The organism is Candidatus Enterococcus willemsii, from assembly GCF_009933335.1.
GTDB lineage: Bacteria > Bacillota > Bacilli > Lactobacillales > Enterococcaceae > Enterococcus_F > Enterococcus_F willemsii.
In genome coordinates, this window is record NZ_MAEL01000054.1 from 269385 (window position 1) to 284733 (window position 15349).

Annotated in this window: 17 protein-coding genes; 9 read left to right on the forward strand and 8 right to left on the reverse strand. The window is 38.3% G+C overall.

Annotation, left to right across the window (positions count from 1 at the left end; all coding sequences use genetic code 11):
- Positions 1-39: 39 nt before the first annotated feature.
- The gene (locus BAU17_RS12385; RefSeq protein WP_161903135.1) at positions 40-369 is read right to left on the reverse strand and encodes a winged helix-turn-helix transcriptional regulator; all 330 of its coding nucleotides are present in this window, start codon (positions 367-369) and stop codon (positions 40-42) included.
- 135 nt (positions 370-504) lie between these two features.
- Here BAU17_RS12385 and BAU17_RS12390 point away from each other — a divergent pair, with 135 nt between their 5' ends.
- Positions 505-1134 (forward strand): NAD(P)-dependent oxidoreductase, encoded by a 630-nt coding sequence (locus BAU17_RS12390; protein ID WP_161903136.1) that lies wholly within the window; start codon positions 505-507, stop codon positions 1132-1134.
- Positions 1135-1173: 39 nt separating this feature from the next.
- Here BAU17_RS12390 and BAU17_RS12395 read toward each other — a convergent pair whose 3' ends face one another.
- The 7 genes from BAU17_RS12395 to BAU17_RS12425 all read right to left on the reverse strand — a co-directional run bounded on the left by BAU17_RS12395 (position 1174) and on the right by BAU17_RS12425 (position 9308).
- Positions 1174-2508: a PTS transporter subunit EIIC gene (locus BAU17_RS12395; protein WP_161903137.1), complete on the reverse strand. Its 1335-nt coding sequence runs from the start codon at positions 2506-2508 to the stop codon at positions 1174-1176.
- A gap of 16 nt (positions 2509-2524) precedes the next feature.
- The gene (locus BAU17_RS12400; RefSeq protein ID WP_161903138.1) at positions 2525-3916 is read right to left on the reverse strand and encodes a glycoside hydrolase family 1 protein; all 1392 of its coding nucleotides are present in this window, start codon (positions 3914-3916) and stop codon (positions 2525-2527) included.
- 109 nt (positions 3917-4025) lie between these two features.
- Positions 4026-4793: a DeoR/GlpR family DNA-binding transcription regulator gene (locus BAU17_RS12405; protein ID WP_161903139.1), complete on the reverse strand. Its 768-nt coding sequence runs from the start codon at positions 4791-4793 to the stop codon at positions 4026-4028.
- Between the two features lie 127 nt (positions 4794-4920).
- Positions 4921-5934: a branched-chain amino acid aminotransferase gene (locus tag BAU17_RS12410; RefSeq protein ID WP_161903140.1), complete on the reverse strand. Its 1014-nt coding sequence runs from the start codon at positions 5932-5934 to the stop codon at positions 4921-4923.
- A gap of 160 nt (positions 5935-6094) precedes the next feature.
- The gene (locus BAU17_RS12415) at positions 6095-6904 is read right to left on the reverse strand and encodes a TPM domain-containing protein (protein WP_161903141.1); all 810 of its coding nucleotides are present in this window, start codon (positions 6902-6904) and stop codon (positions 6095-6097) included.
- The gene (locus BAU17_RS12420; protein WP_161903142.1) at positions 6901-8001 is read right to left on the reverse strand and encodes a TFIIB-type zinc ribbon-containing protein; all 1101 of its coding nucleotides are present in this window, start codon (positions 7999-8001) and stop codon (positions 6901-6903) included. The genes BAU17_RS12415 and BAU17_RS12420 overlap by 4 nt, the downstream gene beginning before the upstream one ends.
- Positions 8002-8078: 77 nt before the next feature.
- Entirely contained in the window at positions 8079-9308 is a 1230-nt protein-coding gene (locus BAU17_RS12425; RefSeq protein WP_161903143.1) for an SPFH domain-containing protein, read from the reverse strand.
- Positions 9309-9501: 193 nt separating this feature from the next.
- Between BAU17_RS12425 and dnaX the strand changes: the two genes are divergently transcribed.
- The 8 genes from dnaX to BAU17_RS12465 are packed head-to-tail and all read left to right on the forward strand — an operon-like array spanning position 9502 to position 15329.
- Positions 9502-11220, forward strand: a complete 1719-nt coding sequence (gene dnaX / locus BAU17_RS12430) for a DNA polymerase III subunit gamma/tau (protein WP_161903144.1) — start codon at positions 9502-9504, stop codon at positions 11218-11220.
- Between the two features lie 18 nt (positions 11221-11238).
- Positions 11239-11553 carry a YbaB/EbfC family nucleoid-associated protein gene (locus BAU17_RS12435; protein ID WP_161903145.1) on the forward strand — a complete coding sequence of 105 codons (315 nt, stop codon included), beginning with the start codon at positions 11239-11241 and terminating at the stop codon, positions 11551-11553.
- Positions 11554-11578: 25 nt separating this feature from the next.
- The gene (gene recR, locus BAU17_RS12440; RefSeq protein WP_161903146.1) at positions 11579-12175 is read left to right on the forward strand and encodes a recombination mediator RecR; all 597 of its coding nucleotides are present in this window, start codon (positions 11579-11581) and stop codon (positions 12173-12175) included.
- 28 nt (positions 12176-12203) lie between these two features.
- The gene (gene tmk / locus BAU17_RS12445) at positions 12204-12842 is read left to right on the forward strand and encodes a dTMP kinase (protein ID WP_161903147.1); all 639 of its coding nucleotides are present in this window, start codon (positions 12204-12206) and stop codon (positions 12840-12842) included.
- Between the two features lie 22 nt (positions 12843-12864).
- Positions 12865-13194, forward strand: a complete 330-nt coding sequence (locus BAU17_RS12450) for a cyclic-di-AMP receptor (protein ID WP_161903148.1) — start codon at positions 12865-12867, stop codon at positions 13192-13194.
- 11 nt (positions 13195-13205) lie between these two features.
- Entirely contained in the window at positions 13206-14132 is a 927-nt protein-coding gene (holB, locus tag BAU17_RS12455) for a DNA polymerase III subunit delta' (protein ID WP_161903149.1), read from the forward strand.
- 29 nt (positions 14133-14161) lie between these two features.
- Complete coding sequence (locus tag BAU17_RS12460) at positions 14162-14992, forward strand: PSP1 domain-containing protein (protein ID WP_161903150.1); 831 nt, start codon at positions 14162-14164, stop codon at positions 14990-14992.
- Complete coding sequence (locus BAU17_RS12465) at positions 14985-15329, forward strand: DNA replication initiation control protein YabA (protein ID WP_202622328.1); 345 nt, start codon at positions 14985-14987, stop codon at positions 15327-15329. The genes BAU17_RS12460 and BAU17_RS12465 overlap by 8 nt, the downstream gene beginning before the upstream one ends.
- The last annotated feature ends 20 nt before the right edge of the window (positions 15330-15349 follow it).

The following is a 15349-nucleotide window of genomic DNA, read 5'->3' on the forward strand; positions in this document are numbered from 1 at the left end:
TTCCTATGGATTTACCGGAATGTGGTCCATTCATATTTGTTAATCATTCTTTCGGCATTGCTGTTGATAATTCGCACCCCAAGCAGACAAACTATCTAATACTGGTTGTAGGCTATAACCGGTAGCAGTTAATTCATATTCGACTCGTGGTGGGACTTCGGGGTAAGCTTTACGCGTAACTAAGCCTTGTTCTTCCATATCTCTTAAATTAGTGGTTAAGACTTTTTGGGAAATACTACCAATCGATTTTTTTAATTCACCAAAGCGCTTTTTCCCAGTCATTAAATCTCGTAGAATTAAGACCTTCCAACGATTGCTGATGAGAGATAGGGTGGTTTCAACCGGACAATCAAATATAAAATTTTCCATGATTTCTCCTTACTACAATACAATGGTTTCTAAAAAGTAACTAACTTACTTTTAAGTGCTTACTTTCTTTTTGTAACTAATAGGTATATTATAACTGTAGTAAGATATTTATTCAACAAATTGGAGGATGATAGTATGAAAATTGCGGTAGTGGCTGCAAACGGCAAAGCAGGTCAAGCGATTGTGAAAGAAGCCGTAGAGAGAAAGTTGGATGTGACAGCGGTGGTGCGTAATGAAAATAAGACAGTGGCACCAAATACGTTAGTCAAAGATTTATATGATTTAACAGCAGCAGATTTAACTGTATTTGATGTCGTTGTTGACGCTTTTGGGATATTTGATCCAGAAAAATTAGATCAACATCAAACTTCTTTAAAGCACTTAGCGGATTGCTTAAGTGGGACAAAGACACGCTTATTGGTCGTGGGTGGTGCAGGAAGCTTATACATGAATCCCGAACACACGATGCAATTACAAGATACACCAGATTTTCCAGAAGCATTTAAACCTTTAGCAAATAGCATGGGAAAAGCGTTAGACATGTTGCGTACTCGAGATGATGTTCAATGGGTTTATATTAGTCCAGCGGCAGATTTTCAAGCAGAAGGCGAACGTGTGGGTAGCTATGCATTAGCGGGCGAAGAATTTACGGTCAATGAAGCTGGTGAGAGTCAAATTAGTTATGCCGATTATGCGATTGCCGTGGTCGATGAAATTGTCCAACCAACGCATCAACAAGAACGTATTTCTGTTTATCAACAATAAAAAAGTCGAACGATACTATTTGGTATCGTTCGACTTTTATTAATTATTGCCTGTTTGTTCAGCATACAACTTCCCATCATACATTTTGAAAAATGGATAATAGATAGCGATGGAGACGAATAGATTGATGAAGGCAATGATGATGGCTCTAAAATCGCCACCAGTACCTAGGAATGCGCCAATTCCAACCGGCGAAATCCATGGAATTCCAGTAATAACTTTATTCACCAAATCCATAGATGTGGCAAAATACGAAATTGTCACGTTAATAATTGGTGTAATAATAAATGGAATAATCAAATATGGATTATAAACAATTGGCGCCCCGAAAATAACGGGTTCATTAATATTGAATAGTCCAGGTAAGATTGCTGCGCGTCCGAGTACTTTTAACTGCTCCGATTTCGCAACAAAGACCATTAAGAGTACTAAACCTAGCGTACTACCAGCACCACCAATGAAAATATACATATTAACAAAGTCACCAGCAAAAATGTTTGATGCACCATCGATATTTTCGGTTAAGGCAACTAACAAAATTGGGTTAATAAAGCTGTTTTTAATAATTGATGTGCCGTGAACACCAACAGCCCATAGGAGATGAATTAAGAGCATAATCACAACAATACCCAACCAAGAACCAGTTAAGTCTTTTACAAATTCAAATGGTTTAGACAAAATACCGTGTAAGTCTGTATGGAAGATTGCCAAAATCGCATTTACAATCACCATAAAGACAGCGATGAAAATAGCTGGAATTAAAGACGCAAAAGCTTTACTAACGCCATCAGGAACGCCATTAGGCATCGTAATTGTAATATTTTTTAAACTACAAAAACGATAAATTTGAGTCGCGATGACAGCTGTAATAATCCCGATAAAAATACCAATACCACCAAAACGAGTAACCCAACCACCAAGTGAAATACCATTATAAATCATACCTGTTTCACTTGTTTGTTGGATTAATTGTGCGGAACCATTGGAAATATCCACTTGCACAATCGTCATTAAAAAGGCAAATAATCCTAAAATAGCGCCAACAAAACTACTTAATTTCGCATCGTCTTGTCGGTAACTATCCGTTAAGTAATAGGCAGTAGCTAAACAATAAAAGAGGGCAATCGACCCAATGGACATAGTTGTAACTACGCTGTATAACGGTGAAAATTTCAAAATAGTTGCTTCAAAAAAAGGCGCTAAAGGTGGGATAATTTGTGGGAGATTATTAATAATCAGAAAAATCGATCCCACGATAGTAAAGGGAACCGTAATGACCCCAGCTTGCATAATTGCACGGATAAAACGTAAGTTGGCAACTTTATTTAGTGGCGGCATTAATTTAGTTTCTAGAAATTGAAAAACAGCATTCATGATTACTCATCCTTTCTTAAGAGGGCATCTCATTTGTTTCAATTAATTGTTGATACCAATAGAAGCTATCTTTTTTGTAACGCGCGAGTTCTTTTTCATTTTGTTCATCACGATCCACATAAATAAAACCATAACGTTTACTGATTCCTTCATGGACACTCACTAAGTCAATGGCCGACCAAGGGCTGTAACCAATTAATTCGACGCCGGCTTCAATAGCTTCGGCACATTTTGTCAAATGTTGCTCTAAATAATTGATACGATAAGCGTCATGAATTTTGCCATCAGCAGTTAATTCATCTCTGGCACCTAAACCATTTTCAGTGATAATGATTGGTAAATGGTAACGATCATACAATGTTTGAAGCGTTGTTTTTAAACCATCGGGGTCAATCGTCCAATTAAATTCATTCTTTTGTAAATTAGGGTTTGTATAGCCTTTATAAAAGCCCCATTCCATAATGTCTTCACTTTGTTGGTCACTAATGCCATCGGACATCCCGTCTTTTTTTGTTGGTTTTTCCACTGTGACAGTTGTGTAGAAATTCATTGCGACAAAGTCAGGGAAGTGTGATTTCATCATTTTTTCATCATCTTCTGCAAATTCAATCGTAACGTTTTTTTGATTTAAATAATCTTTGAAAACAGCATTGTAACGACCAAAGCATGAAAAGTCCAAGTAAGCCCAGTTACGTACGCTATTGAAATAAAGGGCAGCTTGATTATCTAAAGGTTTGCTTGATGCAGGGTAGACTAGTGAAATGTTCGGAACAGGACCAATTTTTCCTTCTGAAACCAATTCATGACATAATTTGAAGGCATATTTTTCAGCCATCATCAAATGATGAAATTGTTGGTACTTTTCTTGAACAGGGATAGATTTACCAAGTATTTTTTGATCCACTAGCAACATGATATTTGGTTCGTTAATTGTCAGCCAGTTTTTGACACGATCACCATACGTTTCAAACAATAGTTGTGCATACTCTTTAAACGCATCGACTGTACTACGGACACTCCAACCGCCTTCGTCTTCTAACGCTTGAGGCAAATCAAAATGATTAAGTGTGATATATGGTTGGATATTGTATTTTAAGCACTCATTGATAATGTCATTGTAGTGATCAATTCCAGCTTGATTGATTTCGCCACGACCATTAGGAAAAATACGTGTCCAAGCGATTGAAAATCGGAAAATATTCAGTCCTAACTCAGACAATAAACGAATATCTTCTTTGTAACGATGGTAGTGATCAACAGCGACTGTAAAATCAGTAATGTCATGATTGTCACGAGGACGTGTATCTTGAACGCTTAACCCTTTACCATCTGCTTGATAAGCTCCTTCTGTTTGGTGAGCACTGATGGAAGCACCCCATAAAAAGTTTTTTGGAAATGTATGCGTCATAGTAAATTGACTCCTTTAATATTTTTTTGAAAGCACTTTCTAAACCGTAGTATAAAGAAACAACATTGGTCTTGCAACAGCTCAACATGAACTGTTCATGAAAGAAATTTTATGAACGTTTATCAGAAAGTGTGTGTAATTGGACACCATGTTTTTGATAATAGGTAATGAGTTCTCGAGAAATAGTATCAGTATAAAACACATCAAATAAGAAGGTTCGGTTAATCATAAAGTTCCCTGTCGTTTCCAGACGATTTGCTGGAAAATAGACAAGTTTCGGTCCATTTGTATGTTCCATCATTGTGCGATAAACATACGATTCATTCAATGTTTCCGTTGTTACTTCATGCAAGTTAACTCCAGAGGCTTCTAAGAGACATAATTGTGCATCAAATTTGATACAAGAATGGATGGCTAAATTGCCGACCAGTGCGTTGGTTCCAATTTCTCTTTGCCCGCCAGTTAATGCGATAGTTGCGCGTGAATTTTCGATTGTACCAGCAAGATAGTCATTCGTAACAATCGTGATATCTAATCCTGCTAGTGCTTGAATTAAGCGAAATGATGAGGGACTTGCACCAATAAAAATCGTCATATCCGGTAATAGGTAAGGAATAAGAGCAGTAATGAATAAATCAATCGGAAAAACACTTGAACTTGCCGTTTTATGAGTAGGTGTAGTCAGTTGGTTTAGACGGACACCACCATAATAACGTTCAATCAGTCCTTTTTTTTCTAAAAAAAGTAAATCTCGACGGATCGTCACTGGAGAAACGTGGAAGTATTCAGCTAACGATTGCACAGTTTTTTCATTATGTTTAAGTAATGCTAAGATTTTTTCTCTACGTTGAAAAACATCGCCTTGACTTTTCTTCATATGAATTCTCCTTGCTTGTTTCTTTATAGGTTAGGTGCTTTCTTTTAAACAGTATACATTTTTTTAAGTATTTTGTAGAATAAACACACTAAAAAAAGTTCGAGAGAAATTCTCGAACTTTTAGGAATTATTTGACGTCGAAAATCCAACCTTCTGGTGCTGGTCGATCACCATATTGAATACCAACTAACTCTTCGTATAAAGCTTTTGTCACAGGACCAACTTCGGTTTCGCTATAGAAAACATGGAAGTCATCATGGGTTTGAATGCCGCCAATTGGTGAAATGACAGCAGCTGTCCCACAAGCGCCGGCTTCGACAAATTTGTCCAAGTCGTTTAAATAAACATCGCCTTCAATAGCTTTCAAGCCAAGTGTATGTTCTGCTAAATGAAGCAGAGAATATTTTGTAATACTTGGCAAAATAGAAGGAGATTTCGGCGTAATAAACTCGTTGTCTTTGGTAATGCCAAAGAAGTTTGCAGATCCGACTTCTTCAATTTTCGTGTGTGTTTCTGGGTCTAAATAGATACAGTCAGAAAAGTTCTTTTCATGTGCTTCTTCACCCGGTAATAAGCTTGCAGCATAATTTCCGCCAACTTTCGCCGCTCCTGTTCCGTTTGGTGCTGCTCGGTCGTAGTCTGAGACAATAAAGTTTGTCGGTGTCAGTCCTCCTTTAAAGTACGGACCAACCGGCATACAAAAGACGGTAAAAATAAATTCATCCGCAGGGTGTACACCGATTGTATCACCGACACCAATCAATAAGGGGCGGACATACAAGGTTGCACCTGTACCATACGGCGGCACAAATTCACGATTTGCTTTGACAACGTCTTTAACTGCTTGTATAAACATCTCTTGTGGCACTTGAGGCATACGTAAGCGTTGCGCGCTACGGTTCATCCGTTTACTATTTTCATCTACGCGAAATAAATTAATACCACCGTCTTTACGTCCGTATGCTTTTAGTCCTTCGAAACATTGTTGACCATAATGCAAAGCAGGGGAGGATTCGCTAATATGTAACGTATTGTCCTCTGTTAGTTCACCTTTGTTCCAAGCGCCATCTGTCCATTTAGCAAGAAAACGGTAGGGCGTTTTTATATACTCAAAACCTAAATTATTCCAATCAATTGTCATCCAATCACTCCTGATCTTTCATTAAAAGTAGACATGTAGATTATCTTCATACATGCGTATATTATTTCTTGCTAGTATATCATTAAATTTTAATATTGTCATTATTCTGAAAATTTAAACAAAAAAAGAATCTATTCCTAAAGAAATAGATTCTTTTTGCTTAGAAACTACGACCGCCGCCGCCAAAAGTTCCACCGCCACTAGAATGCGTGGTACTTCCGCCACCACCGCCGCGACCGCCACCACTGCTACTGCTAGGTTTCGGAATCCGACGTGTTGTAACGAAAGAGTTGATTAAGCGATCTTGTTTTGTACTTAGTTGGAGAGAAGATTTTTCTTGATAAGGGTAACGATACGTGCCCATCTTCAATTGATATTTTGATTTAATGATAAAGAAGAAAATCAGGCTAATCACCGCCGCGCCAATCAGCGCAAGTGTCATTTCAAAAGGTGTCAAAACCTTATAATAGGTAATTTTTCCAGTTTCTTCATCAATCCGATAGTGGTCTTTGGGTACGCCATCGTCAACAAAACGACTGGCACCAATCAAATAATTTTTGGCAGCTTGGCTAAAGTTATTTGTCGACATGCCATCATAGACATCATCTAGCAATGATTCGATGCGTTTGTCGTTTAAATAATCAATCATGTTACCAGATGTTGTAATATAAATTTCTCTTTGGTTCATATCTAATAGCAATAAGGAACCGTTATTGTCATTGCCAACGCGTTCTCTCAGCAAATCATCAGCATAATCACGAGGTTCTCGGTTATTTGTATCACTGGTGACAATAAATACTTCGCCTTTAATTTTGCTGTTTAGTTCTGAAGCGAGTTGATTGAACTCTTGAATATCGGCTTCAGTAAATAGTCCAGCTTCATCGGTGACAGTGGGACCTTGTGCATGGACTGGTGTTGCTAGTAAAAAGAAACCTAGCAGAACGAATAGACTGGTAAGGATTTTTTTCATATTAAATACCCCACAATCATAAAGAGAATGGCTAAGACTGTGAAAATACCACCAGCTGTAAAACCAAGTCGTTTATAGCTGATAGGGAGAATCCCACTGACTTTTCCTGTTTGCCCATTCATGGCATAGTAGAAGGTTTTCTTTGATTGATCGTTACTGCGATAAGTAACTAACCAGACCGGTAACAACATGTATTGGTTGTCTTCATCGGTTAGTTGGAAATTGCGGTGATTCCGTTTGAAACTAGTATAACCACCGACAGAGTTGCTGAGTAAACTTTCGCCATAATCAGCCAGTTCTTTTTGGATATCGTCTTGAATTGTTGCGTATTCAATGTCTCTTTTCTCCGCTTGAAAGCCAGAAAGGTATTGATTTTTAAATGTAACAGCTTTTTCAATAGGAAATGGTTGGACACTCTCGACCATTTTTTGCTGCGTATTTTTAGATAAGGCATTTTTGACTAAATCATTAAAACGTAGCTTTCCTTTGCGTTGGACATCAAAGACTTTGGTTTCGGTATATTCGAGGTCGCCAACTCGCCAGACCCGAATGGATGTCCCGGTTCCAGAAATTTCACCATCCGCTTGGGCATCAACTGCCCAGTAAGGAAAATAAACGCCTGTTAGTTTTTCTACTTGTGCTTTGTTGAAGAAATCTCTCGGGACGAACCATTTCTTTTGTGCCCAAGCTAAGAAATCCGCGGTGGCTTTTTCTTTTTCGATAGCAAAAGGCAACACTTTATTTGGCAAAAATTTGCCACTTAATCGACCAGAAAGAACGACTGGATTATGACAGAAATAACAATAAGTAGCAGCCGTCGTTGCATCAGTAACAATTTCAGCTCCGCAACTTGGACACGTGAATAAATCCATTGGGTTTTCTTCATCAACCGCTTGCTCTTCGCTAATATCTGGTGCTTCTTCAATTATTTCTTCAGGGGTGTCTTGCATACGTGCCGCTTTTTGACTGGCTTCAAACGTAGTCACTTCTTCTTCTGTAAAGATGCTCATACAATAGGGACAGTGAAATTTTTGGTCACTCGGATCAAAGGTTAGCGCACCATCACAGTTTGGACATTTATGTGTAATGACTTCCATACCAACAGCTCCTTTTTTCATCATTTACTCTCAATACAGGAAATGCCACTTGTATAAAGGTACAAGTGGCACAAACATTAGTCGATTGGGACACCTTGGAACGGTTTGCCACATTCAGGACAGAATTTTGGGACTCCGTTTGAAAGATCAACCACTTCATCACAAGCTGCACATTTCATTTTTATTGTTGCAGTGCTAGGTTTAGCTGCGCCACAATTGCTACAGAATTTACCTGTATTTTCAGTGCCACAATCAGGGCAAGTCCATGTATTGGAATTAGTGGCCTGTTGAGCGGCTTGTGCTTGCTGTTGCATTTGTTGTTGATTTGCTTGCGAAGCTTGGCCCATAAAGTTACCAGCTGCATTCATGCCCATACCCATGCCCATGAAACTTTGCGCAGCACCACCAGGATTGCTACCAGCAGCTTCCATTCCTTTGGCAATGGAACCTTGCACATAACCTTCACGAATGTTTGGATCACCTAGCATTGCTCCTTGGTTACGCATGTTAATTAGTTTGACAGAGTCATCTGTGTAAGAAATGCTAGAAACTGCCACTGAAACGACTTCCATCCCACGAAGCTCACGCCAACTTTCATCCAAAACATCGCCCATATATTTACTTAATTCCATACTTTTTGATGGAACGTAAGAAATACGCTCGCCATCTGCAGACATTTGATTAATCGTTGCTTGTAGAGCAGTTAAGAACTCTGCAAGGTATTGTTCATTAATGTCATCAATTTCAACCTGGGTTTTATTTTTAGGGATAGCATTTGTATAAAATAAAATTGGGTCTGTCACTCGAATAGAGTATGTGCCATGTGTGCGTAAAAATAATTCAGCATTGTAAAAATTATCAAAATAATTTAATGGTGATGAAGTGCCAAAACGAATGCCTTTAATTTCTTGCAAATTGATATAAAAGACTTGTTGTTTTTGAGGAGTTACGCCACCAAATTTAAAACGATCGAACGTTTCAGCAATTGCAGCCTTTAACGAACCGTTAAACATAGAAGGAGCAGAATTATTTTGAACCGTATAATAACCTTCTTCTGCGGTATAGTCGATGATTTTTCCACCGTCAACTAATAACATCATCATATTTGGATAAACGTGGACGACAGAACCATCTGTTAGAACATCATCCGTTCCTTTACGATTAGAACCACGTTTACTGTCTTTTCTGACCTTAACACCCTTGGTCATGACAGTGGAGTCACTCATATTGTCAGGTTCAATAATTTCTAGCCATTGATCAGCCAAACCACCGCCAACCGTACTTGTTGCTGCTTTAATTAATCCCATCCTTATTTCCTCCTTTAAGTTGTTTCATTCAATTAGTTTAAACGTTAAATTAAGTATACCATAAACACAACCGATTCTAACATCCGACGAAAGACGGAGAAAAAGTTCCTGAGAGTTTTTTCACTGTGGTAGTTTTTTTTGCAAAAATTTCGTATAATAATAGATAGTGAATTTTGAAAAGAGGTGGCAAAGAATGGCGTATCAGGCACTTTATCGTGTTTGGCGTTCACAACGCTTTGATGACGTTGTCGGGCAACAAGCAATTACCCAAACATTGAAGAATGCAATTATCCAAAAGCAAATTTCTCATGCCTATCTATTTACCGGACCACGAGGAACAGGGAAAACAAGTGCTGCAAAAATTCTTGCCAAAGCGGTTAACTGCCCGCACAGTCAAGATGGCGAACCATGTAATGAATGCGAGATGTGTCGTTCGATTACAGCAGGCACACAAGAAGATGTCATTGAGATTGATGCTGCCAGTAACAATGGGGTAGAAGAAATTCGCTTTATTCGTGATCGGGCAAATTATGCACCGACCCAAGCAACTTATAAAGTTTATATTGTTGACGAAGTTCATATGCTTTCAACGGGTGCTTTTAATGCCTTATTAAAAACATTAGAAGAACCGCGAAAAAATGTGATTTTTATTTTAGCAACAACGGAACCTCATAAAATTCCAGCGACAATTATTTCGCGTACCCAACGATTTGACTTTAAGCGAATTCGAACCGAAGATATTATGGCGCATTTGGCGCATATTTTGAATGAAAATCAGATTGGTTATGAAGAGCAAGCATTGCAAGTAATTGCTCGTGCCGCTGAAGGAGGCATGCGTGATGCCTTAAGTATTTTGGATCAAGCGATTTCCTTTAGTGACGGGACAATAACGCTGCAAAATGCTATGGAAGTGACCGGTAGTCTTACGTTTGAAATGATGGATCAATTTATTGGTAACTGCCAAACGCACAATGTATCTGGTGCATTGACAATGCTTGAAGAAATGTTAGCATCAGGGAAAGAAGCCCGTCGCTTACTCGAAAATTTATTGGTTTATTGTCGTGATTTATTAATCTATCAACAAGCCCCGCAACTCTTATTGGAAAAGGCAGGGCATGTCACAGATGCCTTTCAAACGTTAGCAAAAGAAACATCCGTCGCTCAGCTATACCAATGGATTGATATCTTAAACGCGACGCAAAATGATGTCCGTTTCACAACCAATCCGACGATTTATTTAGAAGTTGCAACGGTGAAATTAGCGAGTAGCCCAGCCCAAGCAACACCAACTACTACCGCAGAACCGATAGCAAGCGATGATGTGCAACAGTTGAAAAAAGAAGTGCAGGCATTACGGCAGGAATTACAGCAATTGAAACAAAACGGTGTGGCTGCCACGCCACAAGAAGTACGACCAACGCCAAAACGTAAAGCACAAACAAGTAGTTATCGCGTACCAAAAGAACGAGTCTTTAGTGTCTTGCAAGAAGCAACAAAACAAGATTTAGTCAATGTTAAGATGGTTTGGGACGATTTGTTAGCTAGTTTATCAGCTACCCAAAAAGCCATGCTTCGTGCAAGTGAACCAAAAGCAGCCAGTTCAAAAGGGTTGGTCATTGCCTTTGATTATGAGATTATTTGTCAACGAGCGGCCAATGACTCAGAATTTTCGGCTGCAGTGCAAAATAATCTTAGCCGTATGATTCAAAATTATGGTCCAGATCCAATTTTTATTACGGCAGATAGTTGGCCTGAGCTACGAAAAGAGTTTTTATCAGGAAATCATGAAGTAGAACCAACTGAAGTATTTGAAGAAGATGAAGAGATAACTTTGATTCCTGAAGATGATGATCGTGTGGTAACAAAAGCACAAGAACTTTTTGGGGAATTAATCCAAATTGAAGAAAATTAAGAATGGAGAGATTGATTTATGATGCGAGGAATGGGAAACATGCAAGGCATGATGAAACAAGTACAAAAAATGCAAAAGGATATGAAAAAAGCACAAGATGCATTGAATGAAAAAGAATTTATCGGAGAATCAACAAATGGTTACGTGAAAGTAACAGCTACAGGCGACCGTAAAATGAAAGATATCGTTATTGCACCAGATGTCATTGATGCAGAAGATCCAGAAATGTTGCAAGATTTAGTTTTAATGGCGGTTAATGATGTATTAGGTAAAGTAGAAAAAGAAACAGAAGCGACGATGGGTAAATATACAAAAGGACTTCCAGGATTCTAAGAAGTCCTGAAAGGAGTCTTGACTTGTGCAATATCCAGAACCTATTGCAAGATTGATTGCAAGTTACATGAATTTACCAGGAATTGGTCAAAAAACAGCCACTCGTCTTGCGTTTCATACCATTGATATGAAAGATGAAGTGGTCAATGAATTTGCAAAATCGTTATTGAGTGTCAAACGTGACTTAACTTTTTGTAGTGTTTGTGGCAACATTACCGAAGATGATCCTTGTGAGATTTGTTCGAATACGACACGTGATCGAACAACGATTTTAGTGGTTGAAGAACCAAAAGATGTGATGGCTTTAGAAAAAATGCGTGAATATCACGGATTATATCATGTGCTTCACGGTGTATTATCACCAATGGAGGGCACAGGTCCAGAAGATATTAACATCCCTAGTTTGATCCAACGCCTGCACGATGCAGAAGTGACTGAAGTCATTTTGGCAACCAATGCCACTACAGAAGGTGAGGCAACTGCGATGTATCTATCGCGTCTTATCAAACCAGCAGGAATTAAAGTAACACGCCTTGCACATGGGTTATCTGTCGGAAGCGATATCGAATATGCAGATGAAGTGACCTTATTAAAAGCTGTTGAAGGTCGAAGAGAACTGTAAAAATATATAAATGATGGAGGAACCCATAGTGAATGGAATTTTCATAACAATTGAAGGTCCTGATGGTGCAGGAAAAACCAGTGTCATTAATGAATTGTATCCACGATTACAATTAATGGCTAAAAAAGGAATTGTCAAAACAAGAGAACCTGGTGGTGTGGCAATTTCTGAAAAAATTCGCCAAATTATTTTAGATCCCAAACATGCTGAAATGGATGAGCGGACCGAGGCTTTGCTGTATGCAGCAGCTCGTCGTCAACATTTAGTTGAAGTTATTTTGCCAGCTTTAAATGCAGGGAAAATTGTGATTTGTGATCGTTTTGTGGATAGTTCACTTGCCTACCAAGGTGCAGGACGACGTATCGGTGTGAACGAAATTGCTGAAATCAATGAGTTTGCTACCGAAGGAACTACGCCTGATTTTACGCTATATTTAGACGTTGACTCAGACACAGGTTTACGAAGAATTCAACAACATCGATCTCATCAAGTTGACCGATTGGACTCAGAAGGGTTAGAATTTCATCAAAGGGTACGCCACGCTTATCTGAAATTAGCAGAAGAAAATCCAGTACGCATTCATCGTGTAGATGCCCGGATGAGTTTGCAAGAGGTGGTAGAGGCGAGTTATTCTGCAATTGTAGAAGCTTATCCCCAGTACTTTTAATGTATAAAGGAGAGAATTTATTATGAAATTAGTTATGGCGATTGTACAAGACAAGGACAGTAACCGATTGGCAAATGAATTTGTTGATGCAAACATTCGAGCAACAAAATTATCATCAACAGGTGGCTTTTTAAAAGCAGGAAACAGCACGTTTATTATCGGAATTGAAGATGAACGAGTGGATGAAGCATTGGAACTAATCAAGAAAACATGTCAATCAAGAAAACAATACGTATCTACACCAATGACTTTAGATGTGTCATTAGACGGACAAGTACCTTATCCTGTTGAAGTTGAAGTTGGTGGTTCAACCGTATTCGTTTTACCAGTTGAAGGGTTTCATCAATATTAAGGAGGATTCTTATGGAGGAAGGTACATTTTTAGCTGAATACCAACCCCTAGTCTACTCTCAAATGAAAAAAAATGTTGAGCATGAGCGTTTGGCTCATGCTTATCTTTTTGAAGGCGATAGTGGTACAGGTAAACATGAAATGAGTATCTGGTTAGCGAAGCGTCTTTTTTGTGAAGCGGAAGAAAAGCCTTGCAATCAATGCATTAATTGTTTGCGAATCGAGATGGGGGAACATCCCAATGTTCGAACAGTAGCACCCGATGGCCAAACCATTAAAGTGGATCAAATTCGTCAATTACAAGCAGAATTTTCTAAAAGCGGATTTGAAACTAGACAGCAAGTCTTTATCATTCAGCAAGCAGAAAAAATGAATATCAGTGCAGCCAATAGTTTATTAAAATTTTTAGAAGAGCCTACAGGGAGTTTTTTAGCTATTTTGGAAACCAATGCCTTAGGACGAATTTTACCGACGATTCAATCACGCTGCCAAGTGATTCATTTTTCACCACTGCCAAAAGAAAAGTTACAAGAAAGATTGCAAAAAGACGGAATAACACCTCAAACTGCTGAACTTCTGACGAGTCTAACAAATAGTTATGACAAAGCAGTTGAAATCTCTCATGATGAATGGTTTAATGGTGCTAAGGATATTGTTTTAAAATGGTTTGAATACTTAAAGAAGAATGATCCACAAAGTTTTATTTTTGTACAAAAAAGACTGCTAACTATTGCGAAGGAAAAATCGCAACAACGATTAATTTTAGCGATATTGTTGTTTTATTTTCAACGAGAGCGCAATCAATTTTTAGTACAAAAGATACAAGTAGATGGGATTAATCGGAATTTAGAGCTAATCTTGCAAGCGCAACAAAAATTAGATGCCAATGTCTCATTTCAAGGCGTAGCAGAGCAGCTTGTGTTACGAATCATACAATAAAATGACATCCATCAGAAAGGAGGAGACACATGGTAAAAGTAGTGGGCATTCGTTATCGTCAAGCCGGGCGAATCTATTATTTTTCTCCGGGTGAAACTGAATTTTTATATGATGATAAGGTCTTGGTGGAGTCTCAACAAGCAAAATATATAGCAACGGTCGCTATTCCGAATAAAGAAATGGCAGAAGAAGATTTACCAGATGACTTAAAACCGGTGCTTCATAAAGCAACCGAAGCAGAGTTACAACAAGATGAACAAAATAAACAAGATGCCAAAGAAGCATTGCAAATTGGTAAGAAAAAAATTCGTGAACATCAATTAGAAATGAAATTAGTTGATGTCGAATATACATTTGACCGCAGTAAAATGATTTTCCAGTTTACTGCTGATGGACGGATTGATTTCCGTGAATTGGTTAAAGATTTAGCGAGTATTTTCCGTACCCGTATTGAATTACGACAAATTGGTGTGCGTGATGAAGCCAAAATTTTAGGTGGGATTGGTCCTTGTGGGCGTCAATTATGCTGCTCAACCTTCTTAGGTGATTTCGTCCCCGTTTCAATTAAAATGGCAAAAGATCAAGGTTTATCACTAAATCCAACAAAAATTTCTGGCTTATGTGGTCGATTAATGTGTTGTTTGAATTATGAGAACGATGCTTATGAAGAAGCAAAACGAGAATTACCAGATTTTGGTACAGAAGTTCAAACGCCTGATGGTAAAGGTCGTGTGATTGGTTTAAACATGCTAAGTCGTGTCATCAAAGTTCGTTTGTTTGGTAAAGAAACGCCTGTTGAGTATGACTATGAAGAATTACAAGAAACTGCCAAAGCAGGTGAAACTGATGTCAATGGATAAGCGTTCTTTATATGACGGTCTGAATGACTTTGAAAATGATTTAAAACGTTTATTGGATAATTTGGCTGAAATGAAAAATTCGCTACAAGAAGTAGTCGAAAAAAATGCCACGTTAGAATTGGAAAATCAACGTCTGCGTGAACATATTCGTGAACTAAATCAAGTGGATCAACCTTCTGAAAAAGTGAAACAAGAATTATCGCAATCGCGCATGAATTTAGAAAAAATTTACGAAGAAGGCTTCCACGTATGCTATGATTCGTATGGTTCAAGACGAGAGTATGACGAACCTTGTGCTTTTTGTTTAGAAGTCATTTATCGTGAAAGCGGAAGTTAGAGATAAAGACTGGCAAATTA

What these genes read in the sequence shown, in the direction of transcription:
- BAU17_RS12390 (WP_161903136.1), top strand. Translation starts at nt 505, where the DNA reads ATGAAAATTGCGGTAGTGGCTGCAAACGGCAAAGCAGGTCAAGCGATT.
- BAU17_RS12400 (WP_161903138.1), bottom strand. Translation starts at nt 3,916, where the DNA reads ATGACGCATACATTTCCAAAAAACTTTTTATGGGGTGCTTCCATCAGT.
- BAU17_RS12465 (WP_202622328.1), top strand. Translation starts at nt 14,985, where the DNA reads ATGGATAAGCGTTCTTTATATGACGGTCTGAATGACTTTGAAAATGAT.
- BAU17_RS12395 (WP_161903137.1), bottom strand. Translation starts at nt 2,508, where the DNA reads ATGAATGCTGTTTTTCAATTTCTAGAAACTAAATTAATGCCGCCACTA.
- BAU17_RS12415 (WP_161903141.1), bottom strand. Translation starts at nt 6,904, where the DNA reads ATGAAAAAAATCCTTACCAGTCTATTCGTTCTGCTAGGTTTCTTTTTA.
- BAU17_RS12425 (WP_161903143.1), bottom strand. Translation starts at nt 9,308, where the DNA reads ATGGGATTAATTAAAGCAGCAACAAGTACGGTTGGCGGTGGTTTGGCT.
- BAU17_RS12405 (WP_161903139.1), bottom strand. Translation starts at nt 4,793, where the DNA reads ATGAAGAAAAGTCAAGGCGATGTTTTTCAACGTAGAGAAAAAATCTTA.
- dnaX (WP_161903144.1), top strand. Translation starts at nt 9,502, where the DNA reads ATGGCGTATCAGGCACTTTATCGTGTTTGGCGTTCACAACGCTTTGAT.
- BAU17_RS12450 (WP_161903148.1), top strand. Translation starts at nt 12,865, where the DNA reads ATGAAATTAGTTATGGCGATTGTACAAGACAAGGACAGTAACCGATTG.
- BAU17_RS12385 (WP_161903135.1), bottom strand. Translation starts at nt 369, where the DNA reads ATGGAAAATTTTATATTTGATTGTCCGGTTGAAACCACCCTATCTCTC.
- BAU17_RS12460 (WP_161903150.1), top strand. Translation starts at nt 14,162, where the DNA reads ATGGTAAAAGTAGTGGGCATTCGTTATCGTCAAGCCGGGCGAATCTAT.
- BAU17_RS12410 (WP_161903140.1), bottom strand. Translation starts at nt 5,934, where the DNA reads ATGACAATTGATTGGAATAATTTAGGTTTTGAGTATATAAAAACGCCC.
- holB (WP_161903149.1), top strand. Translation starts at nt 13,206, where the DNA reads ATGGAGGAAGGTACATTTTTAGCTGAATACCAACCCCTAGTCTACTCT.
- BAU17_RS12435 (WP_161903145.1), top strand. Translation starts at nt 11,239, where the DNA reads ATGATGCGAGGAATGGGAAACATGCAAGGCATGATGAAACAAGTACAA.
- BAU17_RS12420 (WP_161903142.1), bottom strand. Translation starts at nt 8,001, where the DNA reads ATGGAAGTCATTACACATAAATGTCCAAACTGTGATGGTGCGCTAACC.